At 38.0% G+C, this 24,526-nt stretch carries 15 protein-coding genes and 5 pseudogenes; 3 read left to right on the forward strand and 17 right to left on the reverse strand.

Going from position 1 to position 24,526, the window contains the following annotated elements:
- Positions 1-74 precede the first annotated feature (74 nt).
- From M2448_RS16455 to M2448_RS16480, 6 genes are all read right to left on the reverse strand, one after another.
- Positions 75-1,250: a cation:dicarboxylase symporter family transporter gene (locus M2448_RS16455; protein ID WP_280647669.1), complete on the reverse strand. Its 1,176-nt coding sequence runs from the start codon at positions 1,248-1,250 to the stop codon at positions 75-77.
- A gap of 513 nt (positions 1,251-1,763) precedes the next feature.
- Positions 1,764-3,221, reverse strand: coding sequence for an amidohydrolase (locus M2448_RS16460; RefSeq protein ID WP_280647670.1), 1,458 nt, complete (start codon positions 3,219-3,221; stop codon positions 1,764-1,766).
- Positions 3,222-3,474: 253 nt separating this feature from the next.
- Positions 3,475-4,461: a TlpA disulfide reductase family protein gene (locus tag M2448_RS16465; protein ID WP_280647671.1), complete on the reverse strand. Its 987-nt coding sequence runs from the start codon at positions 4,459-4,461 to the stop codon at positions 3,475-3,477.
- An 86-nt stretch (positions 4,462-4,547) separates the two neighbouring features.
- Complete coding sequence (locus M2448_RS16470) at positions 4,548-6,086, reverse strand: hypothetical protein (RefSeq protein WP_280647672.1); 1,539 nt, start codon at positions 6,084-6,086, stop codon at positions 4,548-4,550.
- Positions 6,087-6,092: 6 nt separating this feature from the next.
- Positions 6,093-9,167 carry a SusC/RagA family TonB-linked outer membrane protein gene (locus tag M2448_RS16475; protein ID WP_280647673.1) on the reverse strand — a complete coding sequence of 1,025 codons (3,075 nt, stop codon included), beginning with the start codon at positions 9,165-9,167 and terminating at the stop codon, positions 6,093-6,095.
- A 79-nt stretch (positions 9,168-9,246) separates the two neighbouring features.
- The gene (locus tag M2448_RS16480; RefSeq protein WP_280647674.1) at positions 9,247-10,173 is read right to left on the reverse strand and encodes a hypothetical protein; all 927 of its coding nucleotides are present in this window, start codon (positions 10,171-10,173) and stop codon (positions 9,247-9,249) included.
- Between the two features lie 475 nt (positions 10,174-10,648).
- Between M2448_RS16480 and M2448_RS16485 the strand changes: the two genes are divergently transcribed.
- Positions 10,649-11,152: a DUF2269 family protein gene (locus M2448_RS16485; RefSeq protein WP_280647675.1), complete on the forward strand. Its 504-nt coding sequence runs from the start codon at positions 10,649-10,651 to the stop codon at positions 11,150-11,152.
- An 87-nt stretch (positions 11,153-11,239) separates the two neighbouring features.
- Here M2448_RS16485 and M2448_RS16490 read toward each other — a convergent pair whose 3' ends face one another.
- Positions 11,240-12,559, reverse strand: coding sequence for an MATE family efflux transporter (locus M2448_RS16490; RefSeq protein ID WP_280647682.1), 1,320 nt, complete (start codon positions 12,557-12,559; stop codon positions 11,240-11,242).
- 238 nt (positions 12,560-12,797) lie between these two features.
- Here M2448_RS16490 and M2448_RS16495 point away from each other — a divergent pair, with 238 nt between their 5' ends.
- Positions 12,798-14,138 carry a DEAD/DEAH box helicase gene (locus M2448_RS16495; RefSeq protein WP_280647676.1) on the forward strand — a complete coding sequence of 447 codons (1,341 nt, stop codon included), beginning with the start codon at positions 12,798-12,800 and terminating at the stop codon, positions 14,136-14,138.
- Between the two features lie 252 nt (positions 14,139-14,390).
- Here the strand turns inward: M2448_RS16495 and M2448_RS16500 are convergent, their stop codons facing one another.
- Complete coding sequence (locus tag M2448_RS16500; protein ID WP_280647677.1) at positions 14,391-15,278, reverse strand: DNA-binding protein; 888 nt, start codon at positions 15,276-15,278, stop codon at positions 14,391-14,393.
- A gap of 328 nt (positions 15,279-15,606) precedes the next feature.
- Here M2448_RS16500 and M2448_RS16505 point away from each other — a divergent pair, with 328 nt between their 5' ends.
- A complete protein-coding gene (locus M2448_RS16505) occupies positions 15,607-16,491 on the forward strand; it encodes a DUF6731 family protein (protein WP_280647678.1) in 885 nt (294 codons plus the stop codon).
- Between the two features lie 533 nt (positions 16,492-17,024).
- On the opposite strand, the pseudogene M2448_RS16510 reads toward M2448_RS16505, so the two are convergent.
- The 9 genes and pseudogenes from M2448_RS16510 to M2448_RS16545 form a co-directional block, all read right to left on the reverse strand.
- Positions 17,025-17,939, reverse strand: a pseudogene (locus M2448_RS16510) (DUF5712 family protein).
- A 3-nt stretch (positions 17,940-17,942) separates the two neighbouring features.
- Positions 17,943-18,529: pseudogene (locus M2448_RS16515) on the reverse strand (BfmA/BtgA family mobilization protein).
- A gap of 265 nt (positions 18,530-18,794) precedes the next feature.
- Positions 18,795-18,923, reverse strand: a pseudogene (locus M2448_RS20340) (DNA-binding protein); the annotation flags it as partial.
- Between the two features lie 200 nt (positions 18,924-19,123).
- A pseudogene (locus tag M2448_RS16520) lies at positions 19,124-19,310 on the reverse strand (DNA-binding protein); the annotation flags it as partial.
- Between the two features lie 167 nt (positions 19,311-19,477).
- Positions 19,478-19,735: a hypothetical protein gene (locus M2448_RS16525; RefSeq protein ID WP_280647797.1), complete on the reverse strand. Its 258-nt coding sequence runs from the start codon at positions 19,733-19,735 to the stop codon at positions 19,478-19,480.
- Between the two features lie 141 nt (positions 19,736-19,876).
- Positions 19,877-20,707, reverse strand: a pseudogene (locus tag M2448_RS16530) (IS5 family transposase).
- Between the two features lie 76 nt (positions 20,708-20,783).
- Entirely contained in the window at positions 20,784-21,182 is a 399-nt protein-coding gene (locus M2448_RS16535) for a hypothetical protein (RefSeq protein ID WP_280647798.1), read from the reverse strand.
- Positions 21,183-21,804: 622 nt separating this feature from the next.
- On the reverse strand, positions 21,805-22,974 hold the full coding sequence (locus M2448_RS16540) for an RHS repeat-associated core domain-containing protein (RefSeq protein ID WP_280647799.1): 1,170 nt from the start codon (positions 22,972-22,974) through the stop codon (positions 21,805-21,807).
- A 450-nt stretch (positions 22,975-23,424) separates the two neighbouring features.
- Entirely contained in the window at positions 23,425-24,483 is a 1,059-nt protein-coding gene (locus M2448_RS16545) for an RHS repeat-associated core domain-containing protein (protein ID WP_280647800.1), read from the reverse strand.
- Between the last annotated feature and the right edge of the window lie 43 nt (positions 24,484-24,526).

Consider the following 24,526-nt stretch of genomic DNA (forward strand, 5'->3'; position numbering starts at 1 on the left):
TTTTTAGAAACATTAACAAAAAAATGACTATACGGGCTTCTGTCCATTTTGCACAATACATTTCTACTTAATTATCAAGCAACTGAGTCAAGGCTCTTCTTGTCCGAATAAGCAGATAAAACCAAAGTAAGGGCACCATCGCTACTTATATTATGAGTTGTTCCAAAACTATCGAGAAGGGCAAAGATCGTAATCATCAGTGCAGCTCCGGCATCATCTATACCCAAGACTGCATGAATCAAGCCCAGAGAAGTAATAAGTGTACCACCCGGTAGTCCGGGAGCAGCTATTGCAAAAATACCTAAGAGAGGTATAAATATCAGCATCTGCGTTACATCAGGCATAGTCCCGTATAGCAGTTGAGATACGGCAAGTGACAGGAACACTACATCAAGGATGGAACCCGGAAAATGAATATTGCCGAACAAGGGTATGGCAAAATCTCTTATATCATTTTTCAATACAGGACATTTTTTCGTCTGCTCTATGGCTACTCCCAAGCTGGCTGCCGACGATTGTGTTCCCAAAGCTGTAAGTGCTACCGGCCCGTAATATTTGAGTACTTTCCATGGGTTTACACCCGCATATAACCCTGAAGACACATAGAGGACACTCATCCATGTCAGATGGCACAAAACCGTCACTATCAGAATAGCAAGGAAAACAGGGAGCCTTGAGGCCAACTCTCCTTCATACGCCAGTATGCTGAAATTAGCAGCAATAAAGAAAGGCAATATGGGTATTAATACCTTTTTCACCATTGCAAAAATGAGTCCCTGAAATTCGTATAAAGCTTCCTCTATTTTTACTGCTTTAGTCCATATAACAGACAAACCCACCAGAAAAGCAAAGACCAAAGCACTCAAAACTGACATCAAAGGCGGAATATCGAGACGGAATAACATTTCGGGTAAATCTGCTGCCTGCCCTTTAACAGGGACAATATCGAGTAAAGGGATTACTTTATATCCCACAAAGGCTGCCAGTGAAGCACTGCCTATACATGAAGCATAGGCAAGCAACAATGATCCGCCCAACAATTTTGAAGCGTTCTTTTTCAAACGTGTTATCGACGGAGTTATAAATCCGAAGATAATAAGGGGAATAAGAAAGAATATGATCTGCCCCAGTATATGCTTTATCGGAAGTATAACACTAATAACTGCCTTTGTGGCAAAAAGTCCGACTAATATGCCACCTATAACTCCGAGAAAGAGCCTGATGGTTGTATTTGATAATGATTTCTTCATCTGCTTAAGAATATTCTTTCTATAACCATAATAATTGCACGAAAATAATTTTAACTAAAACCTCACATTTCTTACAAGTTTATTAGTTTATAGTCTACTAGCTTGCTAGCTAGCATTATTTTCTGTTTTTCGTATGGGCTGACACGCGGGTCTGCCCGTTTATCTGATCTTCGGGCGAACACATGGGTTCGCCCCTACAAGCTCGTTCCCTTTTTGGGCTTTGCAACCCCCTCTCACTTTGGAGAGGGTCGGGGTGAGGTGAATTTTAACTAAAACCTGACAATAGTTACAAGTTTATTAGTTTATAGTCTATTAGCTTGCTAGTTTGATTTTTCCTATTTCTTGTACACTAGAACTCTATAATCTAGTACACTAGTTTTTAACTAAAACCTTACAAACCCGACAGAAATTTCAACTTTTAAATTACATACGCTTCGCCGCTGCACTCATAATTTATAATTGACTTCGTCTTATAGATAAATCTTTTCCTTCTTTATACGCTTATCCTATAACTCACCTCTTCACCCTGTAATCGAGTGCTGGCTTACGGTCTCCCAACAAAGGCTCATACTTAAAATCGGCTCCCCTGCGCTTCTCAAATTCTTCTTTGATTTCTTTTACTAATTCAGGATTTGTATATAATGCGATAGCCGAAAGGCTGAATACCTTTGCTGTATTGATCAAAGATTTTGTGCCGATGGTGGTTCCTCCCACTGCGACGTTCTGCCAACTATGTCCTGCACTGCCGGGTACGAATGTAGCTGTATTGAAGCTTACGGTAGGAACAACCCAGCTTATATCGCCCACATCGGATGAACCACCTCCTGTTGAAGGTTTCTCGTCCGCCAATGGCTTCACCGATTTCACTTCTTCCAATGCACTGATATCCTTATTTAATCCTTTCGCTATTTCTTCCGCAAAAGCTCTTTCGCGTGCATCGTAATGCACACCTCCCACAATTTCCAGATTACGTTGTACGAGTTCCGACAATTTCCGATTATTCAGACGCTCGTAAAAGCCGGAGATAATTTCCGATTTTACCTTTGTCTGAGTTCCCAAAGCTGCGCCTTCGGCAGCCTGACCAATCCAAGCTACGAGTTCTTTCAGTATCTCCCTTTTCGGACTGCGGATATAGTATGATACTCTGGCATAGTCAGGTACTACATTCGGTGCTTCCCCGCCATTAGAAATCACATAATGTATGCGTGACGAAGTAGGCACATGTTCGCGAAGCAGATTGACCATATAATTGAGAGCCTCTACTCCATCGAGAGCTGAACGACCTTTATCTGGACTTCCCGCTGCATGGGTAGCAATACCATAAAAACTATAATCTACCATCTGTATGGCTGTGCCTGTACCTGTAGTAACTCCATTACCTGTAGCGGGATGCCAGTCGAGAACAATATCGACATCTTTGAACAAGCCGTCACGTACCATATAGACCTTTCCGCCACCGCCTTCTTCGGCCGGAGTACCGAAAACTTTTATCGTCCCTGTATGCTTTTCTGCATTGAGCCACTGTGCGATAGCAACAGCACCGGCGGCGGCTCCCACACCGAAGGCATTATGTCCGCAACCATGTCCGGCTCCACCTTCGACTAAAGGTTTACGATATGGTACTGTATCCTGCGACAGACCAGGTAGCGCATCGAACTCAGCAAGCACAGCTATCACAGGATGCCCCGATCCGTAGCTGGCAACAAATGCCGTAGGCATACCGGCTACTCCTGCCTCAACTGTAAATCCATTACTTTTAAGGTGATTCTGCAACAAAGCTGAACTCTTCGTTTCCAGAAACCCTAGTTCGGGATCGCTCCAAATTGTTTTCTGTAGCTTATCATATACAGAGAAGGATTTGTCCAGATAACTTATAGACACATTATCTAAAGGGCTGCTTTCTTTGTCTGCCTGTGCAAATAATGCAGAGGCTGATACTATAAGGGAGATTATCAGAAGTATTTTTTTCATATTGGTTATTATATTAATGCGAAGTAGTAGTTAGATAAATTTACGTGAGTTTGATATAATAACATCTAAATATCAACCTGTTACGTATTTTTATTGTGAACTTTGTGTAAACCTTGTGTTCTTTGTGGTTGAGTCTTATTTCTTACCACAAAGGACACGAAGATAAGCCGCAAAGAACACAAGATTTTAGTCAATCGTTCTGGCAAACAAAGAGCTTGTTTAAATTTTATAGCAAATCTTATTTATATCCTATTTATTTTAATAAGCCAGCCAATGTTTTACCTAATTCTTCTCCTTTGAGGTTCTTAGCTACAATCACCCCATCCTTATCTACCAACACATTGGATGGTATAGCTCTCACTCCATACAGTTTGGCAGGCTCACTATCCCAGAATAATAGATCGGAAACATGAGTCCATGTGAGGTTATCTTTCGCTATAGCAGCAGTCCATGCCTCTTTGTTCTTATCGAGCGATACGGCAAATACATTAAATCCCTTCCCTTTATACTCGTTATATACTTTTACGATATTAGGATTCTCCTTGCGGCAAGGACCACACCACGATGCCCAGAAGTCGATCAGCAAATACCCTTTACCCAGATGGTCGGATAATTTTACAGGATTCCCGTTCGGATCGTTAGCCGTAAAATCAGGAGCTTGCTTACCTACCGAAACTACTTCCAGCGTTTTTGTCAGATCATTCAGAACCTGTACGTATGGCGTTTCCCATAACGATGAATCGAGCAGTTGTACATTCGCCTTTATTTCTTCCGGAGATAGCCTGTATGAAAAATCGCGATACAGCGCATAGGCCGAAACCAAAGCCTTAGGATTAGCTTTGATAAACTCGTCTATTTTCACATCTTTATCTTTCTTATACGCCACATAAAGGTCTTGCAATGCAGATCCCGTAACTACACTATTTCTGTAATAAGAAGATGAATCGAGCTTCACAGTTACAGGATTATTGTCCAGAAACAACAGCAAGGAACCCTGTGTCGTATCCACACTCAAACCGTATATTTCGGGTAGCTGAACATTCCTCGAGAAGCTGAATTGTCCGTTCGCTATTTCGGTCGAATCTATTACATAATACATCTTATTTTCAAACTTCTGTAAATACACCTTACCACTCGGAATACCTTCTACTGTACCGGACAGCGACAGATTTCCCTGTTCTTTCTTTGTACAGGATATAACGCTGACAAGTACAATCATTGAAAACAATATCTTTCTCATATCTTTTATTTTATTATTATATTATTTTTTTACCACGAAGGACACAAGGATTTTTAATTCATAACTTATAACTCATAATTTATAATTCACTCTGAAGGTTTCCATCCGTTATCCCTTGCTGTTGCAAGCTCTCCGTATATACCTGTTTCCCCTGCATGCTCGATACCTCCGAAACTATACAGATCAGCCCTGATAAGTTCCAGTTGTTTCTGAGGAATCGGATATTCGGTAGGTGTACCCCCTATGAGAAGATCGTTGCGCCTCATAAATGTGAACGGAACAAAAGCACCACCCGCACCGTCTATCTCAACAGCATATTCATAATGCAATGCTTTTCTCAAAGCATCTTCCGTAGCAGCTACATCAGGCAACAGACCTTTCGCTTTTCGGGAGGCATCAGGTGCATTCAACTCTGCTGCTGCTCCTGTATAATCTTTAAGGCAGAATTTTGATTCAGCTCTCAACAGGCGCAATTCTTCTGTCAGGAAATAAGGATTGATAGCACCGGGCACATTCAGATTGTTGCTGTTGTTTGCCCATCGTTTTCTTTTATAGTTGCTGAATAATCCCCGCCCACGCGCTTCCAGCAGAATACCGAAGTTAGTCGTATATTCAAAATACTCGTGAAAGCGTTTGTCATCCGTCTCTACAGGGCCAAGTATGGTAGGTGCGGCAGGGTAGTAATTCGGATAGTTCCCTGTATTATCGGCCAGATAAGCTACTTTGATATCGACAGGCAGATAAGCTCCGCCGCTATACAGATACACCAAACGGTCTACCAACGCATTATAATAACCTCCGGGCACTGTCGAGATAAGAAAATCTGATGTCAATCCTTTTTCGGCGTAAGCCAGAACACGCTTCCAATGATTTTCGCCGAGAGCCTGCGCTTCGGCTTTATCTCTTGCCTGTGATGACAATATACGTGCAGCTATCGAATTTGCCAGTCTGACGAATTGCTCTTTATCGATAGGTGTTTCTATCAGAAAGTCAAAATTGAAATCAGATGAAGCTTCGGCCAGTGCTATCGATTTATCTATCAATGCAATTCCGTTTGCAATCAGGTCTTTATACGAATCAGGGAATGCAGCCTCTTTGACAGAGGTATTATCTACAATTATACCGCGATCGTAGATAACACCCAGATAACCCTGTGATACTCCTTTGGCATAATATGCCCCGATAAGGCAGTCGGTAGTACGGTCGTTCCCCGCATCGTCATAGGCTTTTATGTTCTGATTCTCGATAAGGTCTATCACTTTGGTGGCATCCAGATTGGCCTGATAGAAATTGTTATAGAACGGAGTCAATGTGGCTGCATACCCTCTGGCAGCAGAGTTGTTGACAATCCTCACTCTGGGCTCTTTTGCATAATCCCACCACGAACCATTTCCGTTTGTATTCGTTGTCTGGTCGGCAAGCAGGCTGAAATGTACTCCGGCTGCACTCGTTGTGGTATTGAATGTTGTTTGCACACTACTCGTAGTCAATGAATAACTAAAAGTTTTTATTTTTGTTGCCGCTTCTTCGTTGGTCAGTGTAGACGGATCGTCGAAATCCATAGATTCGCACGATGCGAAAGCTATTGCAAGCAGAAATATATATGGATATAAAATTGTTCTCATAATCGTTTAAAACTGAATTGTTAGTTTAGCTGAAATAGTACGGTAAGTAGGGTAATTGAAGAAGTCGCCCGAACGTGCGCTGCTGTATCCCTCACCGTCTACATTTACTCCTTTAAAGTTTGTCAATTGGACTAGGTTGCGGCCAATGAGTGAAAAGCGTGCATTTCGTACCAATTTATTTACACCTAGTTTCTTTACCGGAATCTGATAAGACAAGGCCAGTTCTCTCAGGGCTACATATCCGCTGCTTTCTACCCAATAGTCGGTAGGTAGTTGAGCATTGAATACTTGTGTAGTAAAGTTGAGAGGATAACCCATCCGTGCTGTCTGATCCGAGAATTCTGACCGATAGAGATAAGTAAGATACTGCACTGTTTCATTATATTTATCTCCGCCCTGCTTCCAGTCTATCACTGCATAGAGCGAAAAAGGCCCGTATGTGAAAGTATTGCTAAAGCCTACAAGAAAATCAGGTTGTGCATCTCCGATTTTCTTCGTATTTCCTGTGGCAGAGTTCACATAAAAGACCGGAGCTTCGTCTTTAGTTCCCAATTTGCTTTTCTCCACAACGATACCTACATTGTTTACCACATAGTCATTTACGCGTTTTGTACCGTCTCCCGCATTTGTTACATAGCCTTCGTTATTGGTTTCCAGTTGAGACAAGTCTGTAAAGATGCTGTATCCCCAGATAGCAGATGTACTCAGCCCTGCTGCACGTCGGTAATCACCATCGGTAAACTCAGGCACATCGCCCAGTGATGTAATCTTACTGCGTACGCGGCTGAATGTAACCCCTGTGTCCCATGAGAAATTCTTACGGTCAATAACCCTACCCGATATTTCCAGTTCTACCGAGTTCGACTTCACCTTTCCCAGATTGTCATAGATGGTAGCAGAACCCGAAAGCGGAGCAAATGAAGGTACTTCAATAAAATCGTGTTTGCTTTTCGAAAAGGCATAATTGAATTGTACATTCAGTATATTGGCAATAATAGCGTCGAAGCCTATCTCAGTTTCTTCGGTGATTGCCCGTTTCAGATCAGTATTGTCATTCTGAGTATAGCTCACACCGCCCGAACTGGTAAGTGTCACCTTACTGTCTTTTGCCCCGAAAGGAGGTAAGCTTCCTGCCTGACCGTAAGCTACACGCAATTTAAGTTCTGTTACAGGATCCAGTTTTAGATCTTCAGTAAGGCGATAGGCTACTGCCGCACGTGGAAAGAATGCCCAACCGACATCACTACCGAAACGGGAGCTTTTATCTAATCGCCCAAGCAGGTCTATAAATAGCTTGTCTTTCCATCCTGCTTTTACATTGAGAAAATGACCATAGTTTACTGTCTTTTCCCACTCGGAATCTATCGTTCTGGTTGAAGCTTCTGTAACATCAAGGGATTTGACCGGAGCTGTCAGGTTATAACCGTTGGCGCTGAACCCGTCCAGTTCGGTAGACTCATACACAGACTTAACGGCTGCACCGAAATCGAGATTACCGAAAGTCTTATTATAGTTGACCTGCACCTGCCCGTTCTTAGCACTTATATTTCGCGTCGATTTTCCATAATACCCATTATTCTTCGTTACATCCTTCGATGGCGTTTCGTATCCTATCGGGTAATAATCTTCAGTATTGTAGAACTGCTTCTGAATGGAATATGAGGCTTCGGCACTCAGTTGCTCAGTGAGTTTGTATTTCGCCTTACCGCCGATCAACAGATTCTGGGTTTTATATTTATATTCTCTTACGGTCAACTCATACAACGGATTAACCAGTATTGTCGACAACAGGTCGGCTCCATCGGGAGCAAGCATATAATAACCAGCAGCATCTTTTTGTTTCAGGTTGACAAAGGGCTCTACCAGCTGAGTAGCGTACAGAAGCCCGTTACTTCCGTCAGAAGTAGCATACGAAGGGGTATCATCTACATTATATTGTGTGGTCAGTTCTACCTCTAATTTATCGGTAAGCTTGTATCCCAGATTCGATAAAAAGCTTCGTCTTGTATCTGAATCTATCGCATCGGATATACCGCCTTTCGACTGGTTTTGGAAAGAGACATAAAAATTATACTTATCCCCGCTTGCTGATAATGAAACTGCGTTGGAATAAAAAACTCTTGTACCCAGCACATTGTCGACATTGTTATAATAATCCTTGTATGGATGCAGATTTACCGAGTAACCATTATCCTGATAGTCGATAGTGCGCTTTCCGGCAGTCAATGCAAATGAGTTATCTCCATTTACTTTGAAGTGGTGATATTTCGAAGTGGCTGGGGTGCGCAGTACACTGTTGAAGCCAAGTTCATTATCCAATACCACTGAGAACTTCTCACCTTTCCCTTTCTTGGTGATAACCTGAATAACACCACCTTCTCCGCGTGTACCGTACAAAGCTGATGCTGCTGCACCTTTCACTACCTCGATAGTCTCAATATCGCCCGGATTGATGTCCGACAAAGACAAGGCAGTCACAAAGCCGTCTACTACGATCAGGGGCTTTATATTTCCCGATACGGATTTAGCGCCTCTGAGATAGACCGTCGCTCCCTGATTGCCTTCCGACTGATCGATACGAAGCCCTGCTACTTTACCCCTTAATGTAGTGGAGGCATCTGTGGCAGGCACAGTATTTATCAGGTTATTATCAACTTTTGTAAGAGCAAAGGACAGCCCCTTTCTGGTAGTTCCCTGAGCTACACCTGTTACAACGATTTCGTCAAGAATATTCTGACTTTCGGATAGTGAGATCGTAATGTCTTCACCCGATTCGTAAACATCTATCTCCTGTGTTTTATAGCCTAAGAAGGAAATAAGAAGCGTAATAGGAAGCGGCTTATTTACAGTCAGTTCAAATTTACCGTCAAAATCTGCCTGAGCTGCATTGGTTGTCGATTTTACTTTTACCAATGCCCCCGATACAGGGATACCGCTACGATCGTCCAATACTTTCCCTTTTATTGTGACTTGCGCCTGTGTGACAAGCGAGGAAAAGATAAGGAAAATGAGGAACAGATAAGGCTGTTTTTTCTCCTGTAAGGATAATATTTTACCCTTAAATAATTGTATAATTGTCATGTTCTAATGCTTTTTTAGATAACTCTTTTCTTTTTACCACGAAGGGCACGAAGTTTTTTCACGAAGGACACAATCAAGCCTATCTCAGGTTCATTGTATATAATACCTCATCTAGCTTCTTTATCTGATGCGATAGTAATTTATCGTCCGGATTCAAGATACCGTAGCTGTGGTTGAACGCTTTACCTTCTGTCAGAACCCATACAAGAAATTCTTTCACCGATTTGTTTTCGGCAGTATATGCAAAGCCGATATTCTCTACGGGAATGAGGTTGACAGGTTCGGATTCCAGCAAACCCATCAGATTATCGATATCAACCGATTCGCCAAAATAACTCCGATATTCCTTTTTAACATCTAATGGGAGAATGGAAATATTGGCTTTCAGCTTACGACTACTAATGTCGAATATATTACCTAAAGCATTGAAAGTTATACCCGTTTTATCCTTCTGTATGGCATTAATAAGAAATACATCATCTCCTGAGATTTTCTTGCCTTTCAGACTTGAAGAGGTGTAACCGAAATACGATGCAAAGCTATGTGCCACAGATTCTTCATTGTTTCCCGAATAGATGGTTACTTCCGTAGCAGGAGTTGAAGAATCCTCATCTTCGTCGGGTATATCCTTCTCGAAAAACAGGTCTTTAATGCGCTTATCATTCAGCTTCTTTTTAGAGAGTTCGCCTAGTAAGGGGTTTTCTTTTCCTGCAACAGGCAGGATAGCATAACGACCGAAGAACAGTACCTGTTCGCTGACTTGCTGCTTATTCTTATTAGCTATAACCACTTTAAGCGAAATGTCATCTGCTTTCACAGTGTTGTCTGCCAGCTTGATGCTTACATCAGGATTTGCCTTTGAGTATTCGGTTATCCATTTTTCGATAAGCGGAGATGCGAAGCGCGTACTTTTTATATATATGGTTTCTTTTGCTTCATCCTGCGCAGATACAGATGCAGTGATAGCAAACACGAATAGTGCCAGTATAAGACTTCTCGTTTTCATAATCTTTCTTTTATTTATTTGATATTTTATTAATATTGATATGTACAGAGATTCATCTATATGATGCTACGATATAGAATAATCTGACAGAAAAGATAAAATAGGTTTGGGAAGATAAGCCGGATGGCTATAATGTGGAATTAACAACAACACATCGACATTCGCATGCCGCAAAGAGGAGAAGATAATAATAACTGGGAAGTGAAATTAATAACCTGAGAATCATATATCCCGGAGGGACTATGATCTTCGCTCTTTTGTTGTCTGATAAACCTTTTCATTTTTAAGATATTTAATCCTTTTTTGTTTTTTTTACAGAGACAAAATTATGGATTGGCATCGTTATACCAAATACCATTATTGTGGTATTTTTATACCATAGATGAGGTAAATATAGGTATAGGAAGTAAAGTGTTTTTAAGATACGGGATAAAAGAATTAATTATCTTTGTAAAAATCTAACTGAATCTACGTCATGAAAAAGCTAAGCCCACAGGGAGTAAAAATCCTAAAGATGTTTCATTTATTTTTTGCTATTCTATGGATTGGCGGAGGACTGGCATTAGTCATCTTATTCTTTTCCGTTAATCCGGCTAATGGGGATGAACTCTATATGAAATCACGTATTATACAGATAATCGATGATTTTCTGATTATACCGGGAGCTATGGCCAGCCTGTTGATCGGTATCATTTACGGAATATGGACAAACTGGGGATTCTTTAAACACAAATGGTTAATAGTAAAGTGGATAATGACTATCCTACAGATATTATTCGGAACATTTGTATTAGGCCCTTGGGTAAATGAGAACGTAGAAATTGCATCGGCATTACGTGATGCGGCAATGGATGATGCTACCCTACTACATAATGTGAAAATGTCACAGATATGGGGTACCGTACAAGTCGCTATACTTGTCATTACCTTTATTGTTGTTTCCGTTCAGAAGCCATGGAGACCTAAAAAGAAAGCATAAAAAGAACCTCTCCCTTCAGATCAAAGTCCTTCCTCTATATCTAAGGAAAGGGGTTATTCGTCTAAAGGGAAAAGTTGTTTGTTAAAACTATAAGTTTTTATTCTGCCATCTGTTCCTTTTCAGATATACAAAGGACAGCACAAGTAACACTAAGACATACAATTGTTCGGCAGTCCAGTACACTGCAAGTGGTATATCAGGAGTCTGATGCAGTATAAATAGATAAAATAGATAGATAGCGATATTTACCATCTGAAATATGAATGCTATTCTGGTATTACCTGTACCGATTACTGTATTGCAATAGATATAAGCCGGTACGGAAATAATAAATGTGGATAACATTACGCAGAACGGATAAAATGCAGTCCTGATAACTGATCCATCGTTTGTGAACAATCCTAAGAGGTTATCTGAGAAAACAAAAGCCAGGAATATAAGAGGAATCCCTATTACATAATTTAATACAATTACACGACGACAAACCGGCATTACCTGTCCCGCCTGTTTTGCCCCGATAAGATTACTTACTAACGAAATAGTCGTAGTTGCAAATGAATTGATAATTACAAAGAAAATCATTGAGATACTTCTTACTACATTCGCAGCAGCGAGTTCACACTCCCCCAGATGTTCAATCGCTACAAAGAAAAGAAACCAAGGCGCAATGCAGAAGAACGACCGCACCATTGTCCAGACAGATATGCTTAACAAATGGAGTGACATCTTTAAATCGAAAGCTATATACAATCCATACTGTCTCTTATCTGTATATTTCCACATATATAGAGCTAAAAACAATAAGCCGACAAGTCCTGCAAGTGATGAACCCATAGCCGCCCCACTAATTCCTAATCGGGGAAATCCTGCTTTCCCGAATATCAATAAGTAGTTGAACAGAACATTACAGACTACCATTATAACAGAATTGGCTGTGAGAATCTTAGTATTCGTTGTCCCAATAAAAAAAGCCCGGATAGCCAGTAAAGGAAAGGCAAACAGGAAGCTGTAATCCCGCCATTTCATATAGTGCATAGTGGCCTGATAAATATTGTCCGATGAGATTACTGCACGAAGCAGGAATGGCGAAAACAATTTGGATAAAGAAAAAACCACAACAGCAAATACGGATAGAAAGATCAACCCTTGATAAAATACTTTACCGGTATCTTTATACCGCTGCTCTCCGTTTCGTCTGGCAATAACAACCTGTACTCCGAGACTAAACCCAAATCCGAGCATGTAAATAGCTGTATAATACATTGCACCCAAAGCTGATGCTCCCAAATCTATTTGACTGACATGTCCCAGAAAAATGGAATCTGTTAAATTAATCAACTGCTCCATAAGCAGGCTCACCATAATAGGTAGATTGATGAGCCCTATTTGTTTATATGTATAATTCATTTGATTGTATAAAATGGCATGCTTGTGCAGCACCGATATGCAACAAACATTCATTGATAATTTTTATTGATTAAACTCTGCGAAGGATATGGGTATGATTATTTTATGCCGGAGAGAGATTCCCCGACAAACCCAAAGCCGGGTAGCTATATGCAGAGTTGCCACTTCATGAATCGGACTATAATTTGAATTACACAACAAAGATATATAATAGCTCGGAATATCTTACCTTTGTCAGATGAAAACAGAAGAACAAACATCAGCCATATTATCCAATCTGGGAATCGACCACCTGAATAAGATGCAAGTGGCTGCTCAGAAGACAATAATCAGTAAACCAAACACATTGTTATTGTCTCCAACAGGTTCGGGAAAGACACTTGCCTTCCTGTTACCAATCCTCCAATTGTTGAAAGAGGATGTAAGGACCGTACAATGTCTGGTCGTCGTTCCATCACGCGAACTGGCTCTCCAGATAGAGCAGGTGTGGAAGAAGATGGGTACAAAATTTAAAGTAAATGTATGCTATGGCGGACACTCTATCGATACCGAACTAAAAAATTTAAGCAATCCTCCGGCTCTGCTTATCGGAACACCGGGACGACTGACCGACCATCTGGAACGAAAATCTTTCGATACAGATTCTATCGGAATATTGGTACTGGATGAGTTTGACAAATCACTGCAACTGGGTTTTCAGGATGAAATGAATACAATTATCAGCCAATTACCCAACCTGCAAAAAAGAATCCTGCTCTCGGCGACATCGGATGTAGAGATTCCCCAATTTGTAAATATTAAATCACCTACTATTCTCGATTATGTACAGGAAGAGAAAAGTGAAGCTCTTTCCGTCAAGATTGTTTTATCTCCCGAAAAAGACAAAATAGAATCCTTGTTCCAACTACTGTGTTCACTCAATTCTGAACCTGCGCTTATTTTCTGTAATCACAGAGAAGTATCGGAACGCATCAGCGACTTACTGAATAAGAAAAAAATACTGACAGGATATTATCACGGAGGAATGGATCAGGACGACAGGGAAAGGGTATTAGTCCAATTTCGGAATGGCAGTCTGAATTATCTAGTTACGACAGATCTGGCAGCAAGAGGATTGGATATTCCAGAGATGAAACATGTTATACACTACCATCTTCCGGCTAAGGAAAGTGAATTTATCCATCGCAATGGACGTACTGCCCGTATGCATGCTTCGGGAACAGCTTACATTATACAGTTCAAAGATGAGAAGACTCCGGACTATATCTCCGAAGATTTGGACATACTACAACTGAAAGCTGGCAAACCATTACCAAACCGTCCCGAATATCAGACCATCTATGTGAGTGGCGGCAAGAAGAATAAACTGAATAAGAGTGATATTGTCGGCTTCTTTCTCCAAAAAGGGAAACTTGATAAATCCGATTTGGGATTGATTGAAGTGAAAGATTTTATATCTTTTGTCGCTGTCCGTTCATCTGTTGTAAAAACCCTGCTGATGAATATCAGGGATGAGAAGATGAAGGGAAAGAAATATAAAATTGAGGTGGCGAGGAATGTTATAAAGAAGGTTGATTGATTTCCTTACCGATCGTAAACAGAAGTTGACACTTCAACGAAAAAGCAGCTAAGAATCCCCTCTTAACTGCTTGATAATGAATCGTGGGCGTTGACGGATTTATTTCTAATCAACTAACCCGTATGCTGTCAGCATATTAGCTATGTAGTATTTTTCTCTTTTCACTCGATTTTCACTTTGTTTTATAAGTGAATTTCAGAGGACTTTTCCTCCTTAAGCGATAGTGTAAAGATAGTATTTTTGTTTTTATATTTAATAATCTATTTTGAAATAGTCAAGTATATCTTTATACTTATCTTGGGCTGTCAGGCAGGTATCAATCAGATAACCATGTGCTTTTTCCCATTCCTGCAATCCTCGATAATAAAACCATTTCAAATCTTCATCAATAATAAAAGGTATCAGGTTATTAGCCAAACATTCTTTAAACATAATGAGGCGTCCTACACGCCCATTTCCGTCCTGAAACGGGTGTATACATTCAAACTTATAATGAAACTCAATTATATCTTCAATCGTTTTACCCTTTTGGGAATGATAGCTATTGAGTAATTCTTTCATTGTATTTTGGACTTCATCAGGTGGGCACGTTTCCATTCCTCCTACTTCGTTAGGCAGTTTCTTATAATCTCCTACCCTGAACCAATCTTTTCGGCTATCCGATGTACTGGACTTAAGTATATAGTGTAACTCTTTTATAAACGATTCGGTGAGTTTTGACTTTGCTTTTTCGATAATCAGGTCGATACAACGGAAGTGATTGGATGTTTCGATTATATCATCCACGTTAATAGTTTCATTGGTTACTCCTATTGTATTTGTTTCAAAGATATAACGAGTCTGTTCCTCGGTTAGTTTACTTCCTTCGATACGATTGGAATTGTAGGTTAAGTCAATCTGTGTACGATGATAGATACCCCCTTTCAGCTTCATATCTTTTTGCTCTTTAAGGATATTGAGCAAGGGATTATCACTGAATCTGCTACTACTTTTTTGAGGTAAAAGGGCATCTTCGGGTATATTCCATGTTTTACCTGTTAGGAAAGCTCCTTTTATTCTTCCTGTCGCACAATAGTTACGAATGGTTCTTTCTGGAACACCCCATTTCTGTGCAAACTGACTGACTGATAAATATTGCATAAATCTAATACATTGCTGTTATCGGCAAATTTTATTTAAAATAAGCATCAAATATAGGTGTTTTTGCCGATAAAGGCAAGCTTTTTATGGCGAAAATTTATCAAATGAATATTAGAGAGAGTGAGCCAGAGAAAATTGTAGATATTAAGAAATTCTATACTTATTAGTAAACGATCCATATCTTTCTATAAATATAGGTTTTGAGTTATTAAGAAAAATATTGCTTGTAATCAGAATAACACAAATAATCTTTTCTATTTCTTTAACCATAATAGTTATATTAAAAAAATATTTATATCATTGTATTTGAAATTAATAACATATTCTCATGAAAAATAAAAAAGTACTTTGTTCTTTAGTTGATGTGTCGGAAGATTATGATTTTGATAAATTACTTCTAGATGGTATATTCAAAACAACAATTTATTACAAAAATAGAGATATAGAAATGTCTCACATCACTACAAAAGGCGATTTTATAATGGGAATGTTTGTTTCTACGCAAAAGAAAGATCTAGCACCAATACATACTCCTGGAGATGAAGATGATTACAGTGCTGTTCCTCTTAAAAAAGGACAAGGTTTAGCATATCCAAATGTTTTCTTATATGATAAAAAGAAAAAAATACTTCTATGGGAAGTTAATAGATTAGGGGTTTTAGAATCTAGCATGCAATATTTTTTTGAAGAAGTGATGCATCAAAAAGGATACCCTGATTTCTTTATTTCTTTGAATCCATTAATGTTTCCGAATGCATATAAAAGAATAAAGAATCTTGTTCAAATTCAAGAAATAGAGTTTCAGATAGCAAGCCCAACAGCCTTTTTGAGAAAAGAAAGCAAAAATGGCACTTTATCTAATATTGCCAAAGTAGCGAATGATTTTTCTGCCTCTAAAGCTATTAGTATAACAGTAAAAGCAAATGAATTACAAACTGTAAATAAAAGAAGTGTTTTAAGCATACTTGGCTTTATTGACGAAGCTCCACTACAGCCTGGAAGGATAAAAAACCGAGTTATTGTTAAAGGATTAAAAGATGAGGGCGGAACTCTTTTTGAAGAAACTATTAATTATATAGTTGATAGGATGAGTGAATATTTTCCATTAACTGAATTAACTGTAGCTTCCAACCTCCAAATTAAGGAAAGAAAAGATGGTATCGAAAATGTATATAAAAAATTATCTAATGATTTAGATGTATTATTAGGCTGATTTAGCTAATATGTAAAAAATATGGACGAACCTATATAAACTTAGTAGACTAAATTGGAAAAAGAACCCCCAAATAAGTAGTACAATATAACTAAATAAATCTTGAGTAAGATAATCATTTATTAAGATAAGAACCAAAGATAATATAACTGTAATTAAAGATCCAAAGACAGCACTCTTGCTAAATCCAATCAGTTGATTGTAACGCCCACATTCTTTTATTGCATTGATAGCTCTATTATCCATTTGTATAATTAAGGATAAAATCGTCAGTAAAAAACCAAACAAGATACTCTCTATTGTTATAATAATTTCTAATATATTAGAAGAAAGAATTTTTTTTATTAACGATATAAGTAATTCGTTTTTCCTAAATATTAAAACAAAAATAATTCCTAATGACGAGAACACATACGGATATAATATTTCCCAGCATCTTGTTATGAACTTCTGTGTTTTTTCTGAAATCATATTAATATTCTTTCAAGTCAAAGATAAAGTAAAAAAATAAAAATAATGCTTTTGAAGTAGATTTAACGTAGTTTACGTTTAATTATCCGTTTCTTCTTTTTCTTAGGTGGAACAAGCTGTTCTTCACTAGGATTGCTTGTATTAGGAGAAAGAATACCTAAAGCAGAGCTTAATCCTAAATCGGGAGAACTGCCCGACTAATTTTGTGCAATGTCCTGTTCATGTCTATTTTCAGTGATGCAGTTCTGTTTATCTGCACTGATGTCTATCTGCGTATTTTCTTTTTCACTTATAAATATTCTTTCTTGTAAGCTTATCTGCTCTGAAATAGAGCCGTTCTTCATAGTATTATAATATTCAAAGTTTTCTGTCAGTTGCCTGTCGTAATTGAATAGCTTATCAAATCCCTGTTCTGCCTGTTGGAATAAGTTTTTCCTGTTGAATCCTCCCTTGATAGCTCCTTTCTTGGTGTTCTTGTGATTGATTAGCGGGGATAGCTTCTTTTTGTTAGATTGGTCTTTTCGGCTGACAATCAAATGACAATGCATATTCAGTTCGTTGTTTGACCTGTCCCTGCTGAAATGTATCTTCCCGTAAAATTTTATATCTTCTGCAGATAGTCCTTTATTGAAGTTCTTGGCATATTCGGGAATAATTACTTTACGGATATACCGTTTCATAGCTTCGGCTTGTTCCTGTTCGGTCTTACCCATTGTACCCAGTTCTTTCTCTGATGGGCTGACATGGATAGCGTAAAATTTAGCATCCGTTTTTAATAGCTGACCTATATTGCCGTCTATATCTTTAATGACCTGTGATTTGTAAATATCATTATCCGTCAGATTGAAGAACCCTTCGGTATAGATTCCCTGTTCCATGCGTTCCATATCTTCATGTTCAAGGTAATTAGCTAATCTTCTGCTACTGCCTGCATTGTTATATGTGCCTTTGGATGGTGGCGGGAAGCCTATGTTCATGACTTACTTCTCATTTATAAGGTTGATAATTTCAGCCTTTAAACTTTCTTTCCGTTTGCCGTCCATTACTCCACAGTTGCAAGTTCAGAGTATAGAGAAATCAATTTCAGCAGTTTTTTAGTATTCCTTTGCTGTGTTTGTGAAAGAGAATTAATTTGCTTGGCGTGGTTATTTATAACATCTGCGTGTTCGTTGAATTTCTCACTTACTTTTTTCAGAACATTGCTCTGCAAATCCCGAGAAGAACTAATTTCAGAAGACACTAAATTATATAACTCTATTACTACTTTTTCAAACCGAACTGTAATAGCATGACTTGTTCGTATCATCGAATTTAACTTTTCTTCTTCGTAGTGGCGAATGAACCGAATAATATCATCCTGTCGTTTGTTAATTTTGGACAGTTCCGATTTTACCGATTCGGGAGCATCCGCAGGATTGATATGTGCTTTGTACAAATACCTAAAAGCAAGTTTCACAACTTCACTCTTTTTCAGTGAATAGCGTTTACATATTTTATCTACTAATAGAGCCGTTTCCTTGTCTATGGAAATAGTAGTAAATATGGTTTTTCTACTATTATTTTGCATGAGTAATTACTTTTTTATAGAAATATGAATACATAAACGTTTGATAATAAGCAATAACCTTAAATAGCTAATTGAGAGTGTAATTACAGCGTGTTTTAATAACACGCTAAAGCAGAAGGCTTTGCCCCGAAGGGCAAGAGGAAGAACAGGACGGAGTCCAGTTCCCTCTTGCTTAATTTAGCGAAACGAACAGAGCCGATAGGCAAAGTTGTTTCTGCTAAATGCGGAGCCGTTATTTGAAGGCTTAAATAGAAAACAGCCTTCGTCAATTTTTATCATTTTGCTTGGGATGCTTTTTCTCGAACTCTTTGCAGATTTGGGAATCCATATACTCACGGACAAAGTTTCGGACATCCGATGTACGGTAATAGGTTTTATGACCAATCTTAAAGAAACGTGAGTTCGAAATAATAGTATCTAAATATCAGCTAGTTATATGTTTTCTTTGTGAGCCTTGTGTAAAACCTTGTGCTCTTTGTAGTTAAATCTTATTTCTTTTACCACAAAGGACACAAAGAAAAACCACAAAGGGCACGAAATTTGCACCATATATTTTGGAAAACAATTGATTACATACTATTTTTATATCGAACTCACGTTAAAGAAGGGTAATATCCCATTTGTCCGATATCTTTGTAATGTTCGATATGACACTTTTAAGAGAAAAGCCAAATCTTGGTTATCCAATAGCTTTTCTTCATCGGAAAACACATCGTTGGTATTGATTAATGATTTTAGGTCTTTGCCAATTTCGCCTATTTTTTTTGGATAATATCTCCATCTAATTTAAAAAGTCCTGATTATCTAAATACATAATAATACTTATTTTGAAATTAATAATCCAATTAATTCCAATCGATTGGTAAGGCAAAGTACAGCAGAACAAAGCAATTAAAATAGTGCTATCCATATGGACTCCCACAAAAGACGCTCACAAGACACTGAAAATTAAAGTGATACAAAATCATCTTTTTTCATCTTGTTGTTTCTGCTTGCTTTTATGATAAGATTTTTTAGATAGTCAAGTGCTTTGGTTAGATTGTAAGGTTTGCGTGAAAATACTCTATTTTTGGATTTGTAGGCATCTCCAAAGCTAAAATTAAAAGCATTTTCTAAGGAATGGGCTATGTGGATAAAAGGAGCTGGCTTTCCTTCTTCATCGACAAACTGGTTGGATAATTCAAATGTTGTGGCAAATTCTCCCATACCATCAATCCCTAAGCCTTCCTTTGGCTTAGGGATAAAATAGACTTTAGATGAGTGAGATTTAATATTATTATTTATGTGTTGATTTGTTTGATGAAATATAAGTTTCAGTAAATCAATTTCCGATTCGAGAAGTAGAAGTCATCTTGACTTTTTCGTTTTACAAATTTTCTTTAAAAGAATTACCATAAAATCGATATAATTGAATGATATCCAACTGGATATTGTAGTATCAAATCTATTCAGAAGAGTTCTATAGCTATCTATCCATGCATTAGTCCTTTCAATAGTATATCGTTGCTCGTATAGTATTTCATCAAATATTACAATATTATCACTATTCCCATTTCGGGGATTTATAGCTGTATTGGTGATTATCCCATATTCAAAACACTTATTTCTAAATTCCTTAGAATCAAATCCGGCATCAGCATTGATAAATAAACCATCGGTCGAAATGCCTGCTTTTTCTAACGTTTGGAACAATTCATCTAAATGAATATCAATTTGATATAAATCATGATGATTGCCTGCTATGGGAGAAGACATAGCTATTGGTAAGCCTTGATTATCTGTCAGATATAGAGTATTGGTTGTTTTACTCATTTTGCGGGTTTGAAACTCAACCTGTTCTCCTCCGCGCAGAGCTTTCGTATGACTACCATCTACTGATGATGTTGATAAGTCCAATGCCCATTTATAGTTTTCCAATATCCGCAATCAGGAACTTTTCCATTCTCCTTTTTTACTCCATTTACGAAAATGACCATAAACTGTCTTATAACTCAATACTATATCTGAAAACAGACTACTCACAGGCAACATATGCCATTGGATACCAGTCTTGAGTTTATAGAGAATACAGTTTATTATCTCCGTAAGACAACTCTTTGTCTTAAATCCTCGTTTTGCGGTAGACAAATGAGGTAATATCTCATTTTCTATTATATCTTTGCCAAGTACTTTGTACATAAGGAAGCGTTGTTGATTTGTTTTTTTAGCAATTACAAAATTAACGCTTCCTGCTTTTTTTACTAATTACGAAAAGTCAAGACGACTTCAAATAAATAAATATGTTATTGATTTCATTATAAATACATAATGAAAAATTAGTCATTTTATGCCACAGATTACCAAGCCAACTTCTTTTTTGAGGAACGGTATAAGTATAAGTCGTTTTATGTTCCCCTACAGATGTCGTCATTCCAGCACCTATAACTCGTGTGGGCTCGATAGTCCTATAGGAATAACTTGAATTTAACTCAGAAAGACCCTTATTTACATAGGTGTATTCTGTTTTTTCAGAAAGAGTGAATGTGTCTTTAAATGTTGATGCTTTTCCTAACCTTTTATTGGACTCTGGCAGGGTACGCGATATATCCTCCTCAACTGTTGTTTTTGATGATACAACTTTATTGAAGCCTTGTAAATCCATAAAAGTAGCCATTAAATATACGCTTATTACTCTAATATATAGTTACTTAAACAAAATAAAGAAAGTAAAAGTATTATAATAAATTCTACTATCCAAACACCTTTTAGATTCATTTTATTTATAATAAGTCTTTCCATAAAAAAAATAAAAGATACAACTATAATAAAGCCTATAATAAATATAAGACTAAAAGGTGTCCATACTCGTGAATAGATATAGAGTATAAAAAATATTATACTTAAAGGATACGCTATAAAAAAAGGAGTAACTTTCCAATTTTTCATAAATTATTTATTTTTTCTTATGTATGAACCTTGTGGGTTATTTTGTCTAATATCTTTAAATATTGTACTTGGTAAATATGAATTTCCTCTAAGAGTTCTTGTCGGATATGTATATGAATCTCCTCCTGTAGATCGATTAGTTACAGTTCTTCCGGGAATAATTTCTAAACTTCTTACTTCAATTCCAGCAGCAGTCAAACTTCTTTGAACAGCTGTTCCGCAATGGTTTGGATTACTCGGGTCTAAACGATATTCTTCATTGTTAGCAATATTCGTAAATGTATTCCTTATTGTTTCGTCTTGATCCTGAGTTGTAGGAATAATATATCCTTCAGTAAATTCATAATAATTTAACGTGAGTTCGAAATAAGATAATTGAAAAGTATAGCAGTTCCTAAAGATCTATTCCTGTCTACCCTCGATGTACTTGGCCTCAAAGCATTAATTATATTATAATTAACCAAAAATAAATCTGCATCTCGAACCGAAGTATTAAAGAAAGCATCATTTTCTCCACCAGCACCATTCAGAGTATAAATTATATCGTGTACCATTGATCCAAGTTCGCTTCTATTTCTTGATTTATACTGATAAGAAAGCTCCCCATTATATGCCAATGGGTTATTAGATCCTGTATAACTTGTTGGTGGCCCAAAAATCAGGGATAAAGCTGATGGAAATAAATTCTTATGTAATGTTTCAGCATTCACACTATTATCACTTGTCCCAAAAATAGTAAAATCATTACCATATATAATTTTATCATCTGGCATCAAGTTGCCGTGAACATCTATAACTGCTCCATATTCATTACTATTACTGCCATCATTAAAGAATGTAAATTGAGCTGTCATTTCGCCATTAGCATTATACCTTGTCATGCTGGAACCACTTGATAAGTGCATAACAAAATTATTACTCCCATATTTACTATTAGCATCTTCTTGGGAGCGAATATCTCTATCGTAATAATATTCAGTTATTCCATCAACTATTCGAACAACCCAATCCTTACCATTTGGATCAACTCTCTTTATCGGATTATTTCCAACATAATTATACGGACTCCAGCTATAATACTTCTCCGCCAACGGGTCGACCGTAGTAAACCTGCCTATACTTGGTTCATAATGCCTTGCCGAGTAGTCATACCAATCGAGGCGGTGCATCTGGTCGAGTTCCTTGCCGTTATACTTATACGGCTGCTTGGCGTTTTCTTTACAGTTCTCGGGGAATCCTGCCCCGAACGGATAATAATACTTCCGCTGGATAAAGGTCCCATCCTGATCTTGTACGGTACGGGTATTACCCAGATGGTCTTGCCGGAAGAAGTGGTATTTACCGTCCTCCCAGTAGCCGCCATCGACCAATATACGCTTGAGTTTACCATTCTCGTAGATCTTATTGCCTACATAGTCGGTTTCTTTGACCTGAGTAAGTAAGCTGAGTGTAACATCGGAAGCGATAACGGGTGCCGTAGAAAAATTAGGATTGCAGGTATGCTTTACTTTCAGCTTCACGCCTGAAGCTGAGCATGTAAATCTAAGGATTTATTTTAACTAAAACCTGACAAAGATGACGAAAATTGTATATAAAACTCGATCTTATCTATAAGATAAAACACTCCTGCCAATGATATGTTGGCAGGAGTGAGTTTATAGAGGATTACAAATCCTAATAGTTATTACTTCGGGATTTATAATCCCGAAGGACAAGGAAACAATAAGCCTAGTGGAAGCGGGAGTTATTTAGTAATTAATCTTTATTACTCCTAGTTAATTTAAAAATATTTCCTAAAACTGAAACAAATAGAATAATAAACAAAATAATTCTAATAATTTGTCCGTATTGAAAATGGTCCAACTCTTGTCTAAATATGAGTGCAATAACAACCAGTAATAAAGAGGGATAAAAAAATATATTTCCTAATAATATAAGTATATTTATTACATTCTTCATAATATATTACTTTATCTTTTATTTATTTTCATTTCTACCTTGTTTTCTATTTTTTCCATTTCTTTTTTAGTATTCCCATCCTCTGTTGATTTATTATAAATATCTGATGAAAGCTTAACTAATGCAGTTATTCCTGCAACAATTTTGACAGTTGTAGAATGATTTTTATTGGGATCAGGGTTAAAATTTCGCCCTCTATTTTCAGGGTTATGACCTCCTGTTTCCAAAGCCTTATGCGCAGCAAGCTGCTCAGCGGCCCATTCTGTGGCCTCTTTTTCTTTTCTTCTTTCCCATTTGGGATCTGGTGCATTTCTATTTAGTTCAAGTGCACTTTCCGTTGCTGTCATTAACCCATCTGCCCTAACTGCCTGATCTGCGATAGATAGACCCAATAAAGCAATCGTGGTTTCGACAATAGCCTTTCCTGCATTTTTGTATTCCCTTCCTAATGCTTCCCTCTGGTCTAAGGTCATTGATCCTGTAGCTGATGTTGTTGTACCAGTCGCAACAAAGACAGGTACAGGTGCAGGGCCAACCGGAGTTGGAACAACAATACCTTGTTTTCCATCCGGATCAATATGTTTTATCGGATTATTGTAGCAATATACATACGGGCTCCAATTATAGAATTTCTCCGCCAACGGATCCACTGTCGTAAACCTACCCAATGCCGAATCGTAATGCCTAGCCGAGTAGTCGTACCAATCCAGGCGGTGCATCTGGTCGAGTTCCTTGCCGTTGTACTTGTAGGGCTGCTTACCATTATCCTTTGTGTTCTCAGGAAATCCTGCTCCGAACGGGTAGTAATACTTGCGCTGGATAAGGGTACCATCCTGATCCTGTACAACACGGGTGTTACCCAGATGGTCTTGCCGGAAGAAGTAGTATTTACCGTCTTCCCAGTAGCCGCCATCTACCAGTATACGCTTGAGTTTACCATTTTCGTAGATCTTGTTGCCTACATAGTCGGTTTCTTTTACCTGAGTGAGCAGACTGAGCGTTACATCGGAACCGATAACGGGTGCCGTAGAGAAGTTAGGATTGTAGGTATGCTTTACTTTCAGCTTCACGCCTGAGGCTGAGTATGTAAAGCTAGTGATTTATTTTAACTAA

Source organism: Dysgonomonas sp. PF1-14, assembly GCF_029892965.1.
Lineage (GTDB): Bacteria > Bacteroidota > Bacteroidia > Bacteroidales > Dysgonomonadaceae > Dysgonomonas.

What these genes read in the sequence shown, in the direction of transcription:
- M2448_RS16455 (WP_280647669.1), bottom strand. Translation starts at nt 1,250, where the DNA reads ATGAAGAAATCATTATCAAATACAACCATCAGGCTCTTTCTCGGAGTT.
- M2448_RS16460 (WP_280647670.1), bottom strand. Translation starts at nt 3,221, where the DNA reads ATGAAAAAAATACTTCTGATAATCTCCCTTATAGTATCAGCCTCTGCA.
- M2448_RS16465 (WP_280647671.1), bottom strand. Translation starts at nt 4,461, where the DNA reads ATGAGAAAGATATTGTTTTCAATGATTGTACTTGTCAGCGTTATATCC.
- M2448_RS16470 (WP_280647672.1), bottom strand. Translation starts at nt 6,086, where the DNA reads ATGAGAACAATTTTATATCCATATATATTTCTGCTTGCAATAGCTTTC.
- M2448_RS16475 (WP_280647673.1), bottom strand. Translation starts at nt 9,167, where the DNA reads ATGACAATTATACAATTATTTAAGGGTAAAATATTATCCTTACAGGAG.
- M2448_RS16480 (WP_280647674.1), bottom strand. Translation starts at nt 10,173, where the DNA reads ATGAAAACGAGAAGTCTTATACTGGCACTATTCGTGTTTGCTATCACT.
- M2448_RS16485 (WP_280647675.1), top strand. Translation starts at nt 10,649, where the DNA reads ATGAAAAAGCTAAGCCCACAGGGAGTAAAAATCCTAAAGATGTTTCAT.
- M2448_RS16490 (WP_280647682.1), bottom strand. Translation starts at nt 12,559, where the DNA reads ATGAATTATACATATAAACAAATAGGGCTCATCAATCTACCTATTATG.
- M2448_RS16495 (WP_280647676.1), top strand. Translation starts at nt 12,798, where the DNA reads ATGAAAACAGAAGAACAAACATCAGCCATATTATCCAATCTGGGAATC.
- M2448_RS16500 (WP_280647677.1), bottom strand. Translation starts at nt 15,278, where the DNA reads ATGCAATATTTATCAGTCAGTCAGTTTGCACAGAAATGGGGTGTTCCA.
- M2448_RS16505 (WP_280647678.1), top strand. Translation starts at nt 15,607, where the DNA reads ATGAAAAATAAAAAAGTACTTTGTTCTTTAGTTGATGTGTCGGAAGAT.
- M2448_RS16525 (WP_280647797.1), bottom strand. Translation starts at nt 19,735, where the DNA reads ATGGGAGAATTTGCCACAACATTTGAATTATCCAACCAGTTTGTCGAT.
- M2448_RS16535 (WP_280647798.1), bottom strand. Translation starts at nt 21,182, where the DNA reads ATGGCTACTTTTATGGATTTACAAGGCTTCAATAAAGTTGTATCATCA.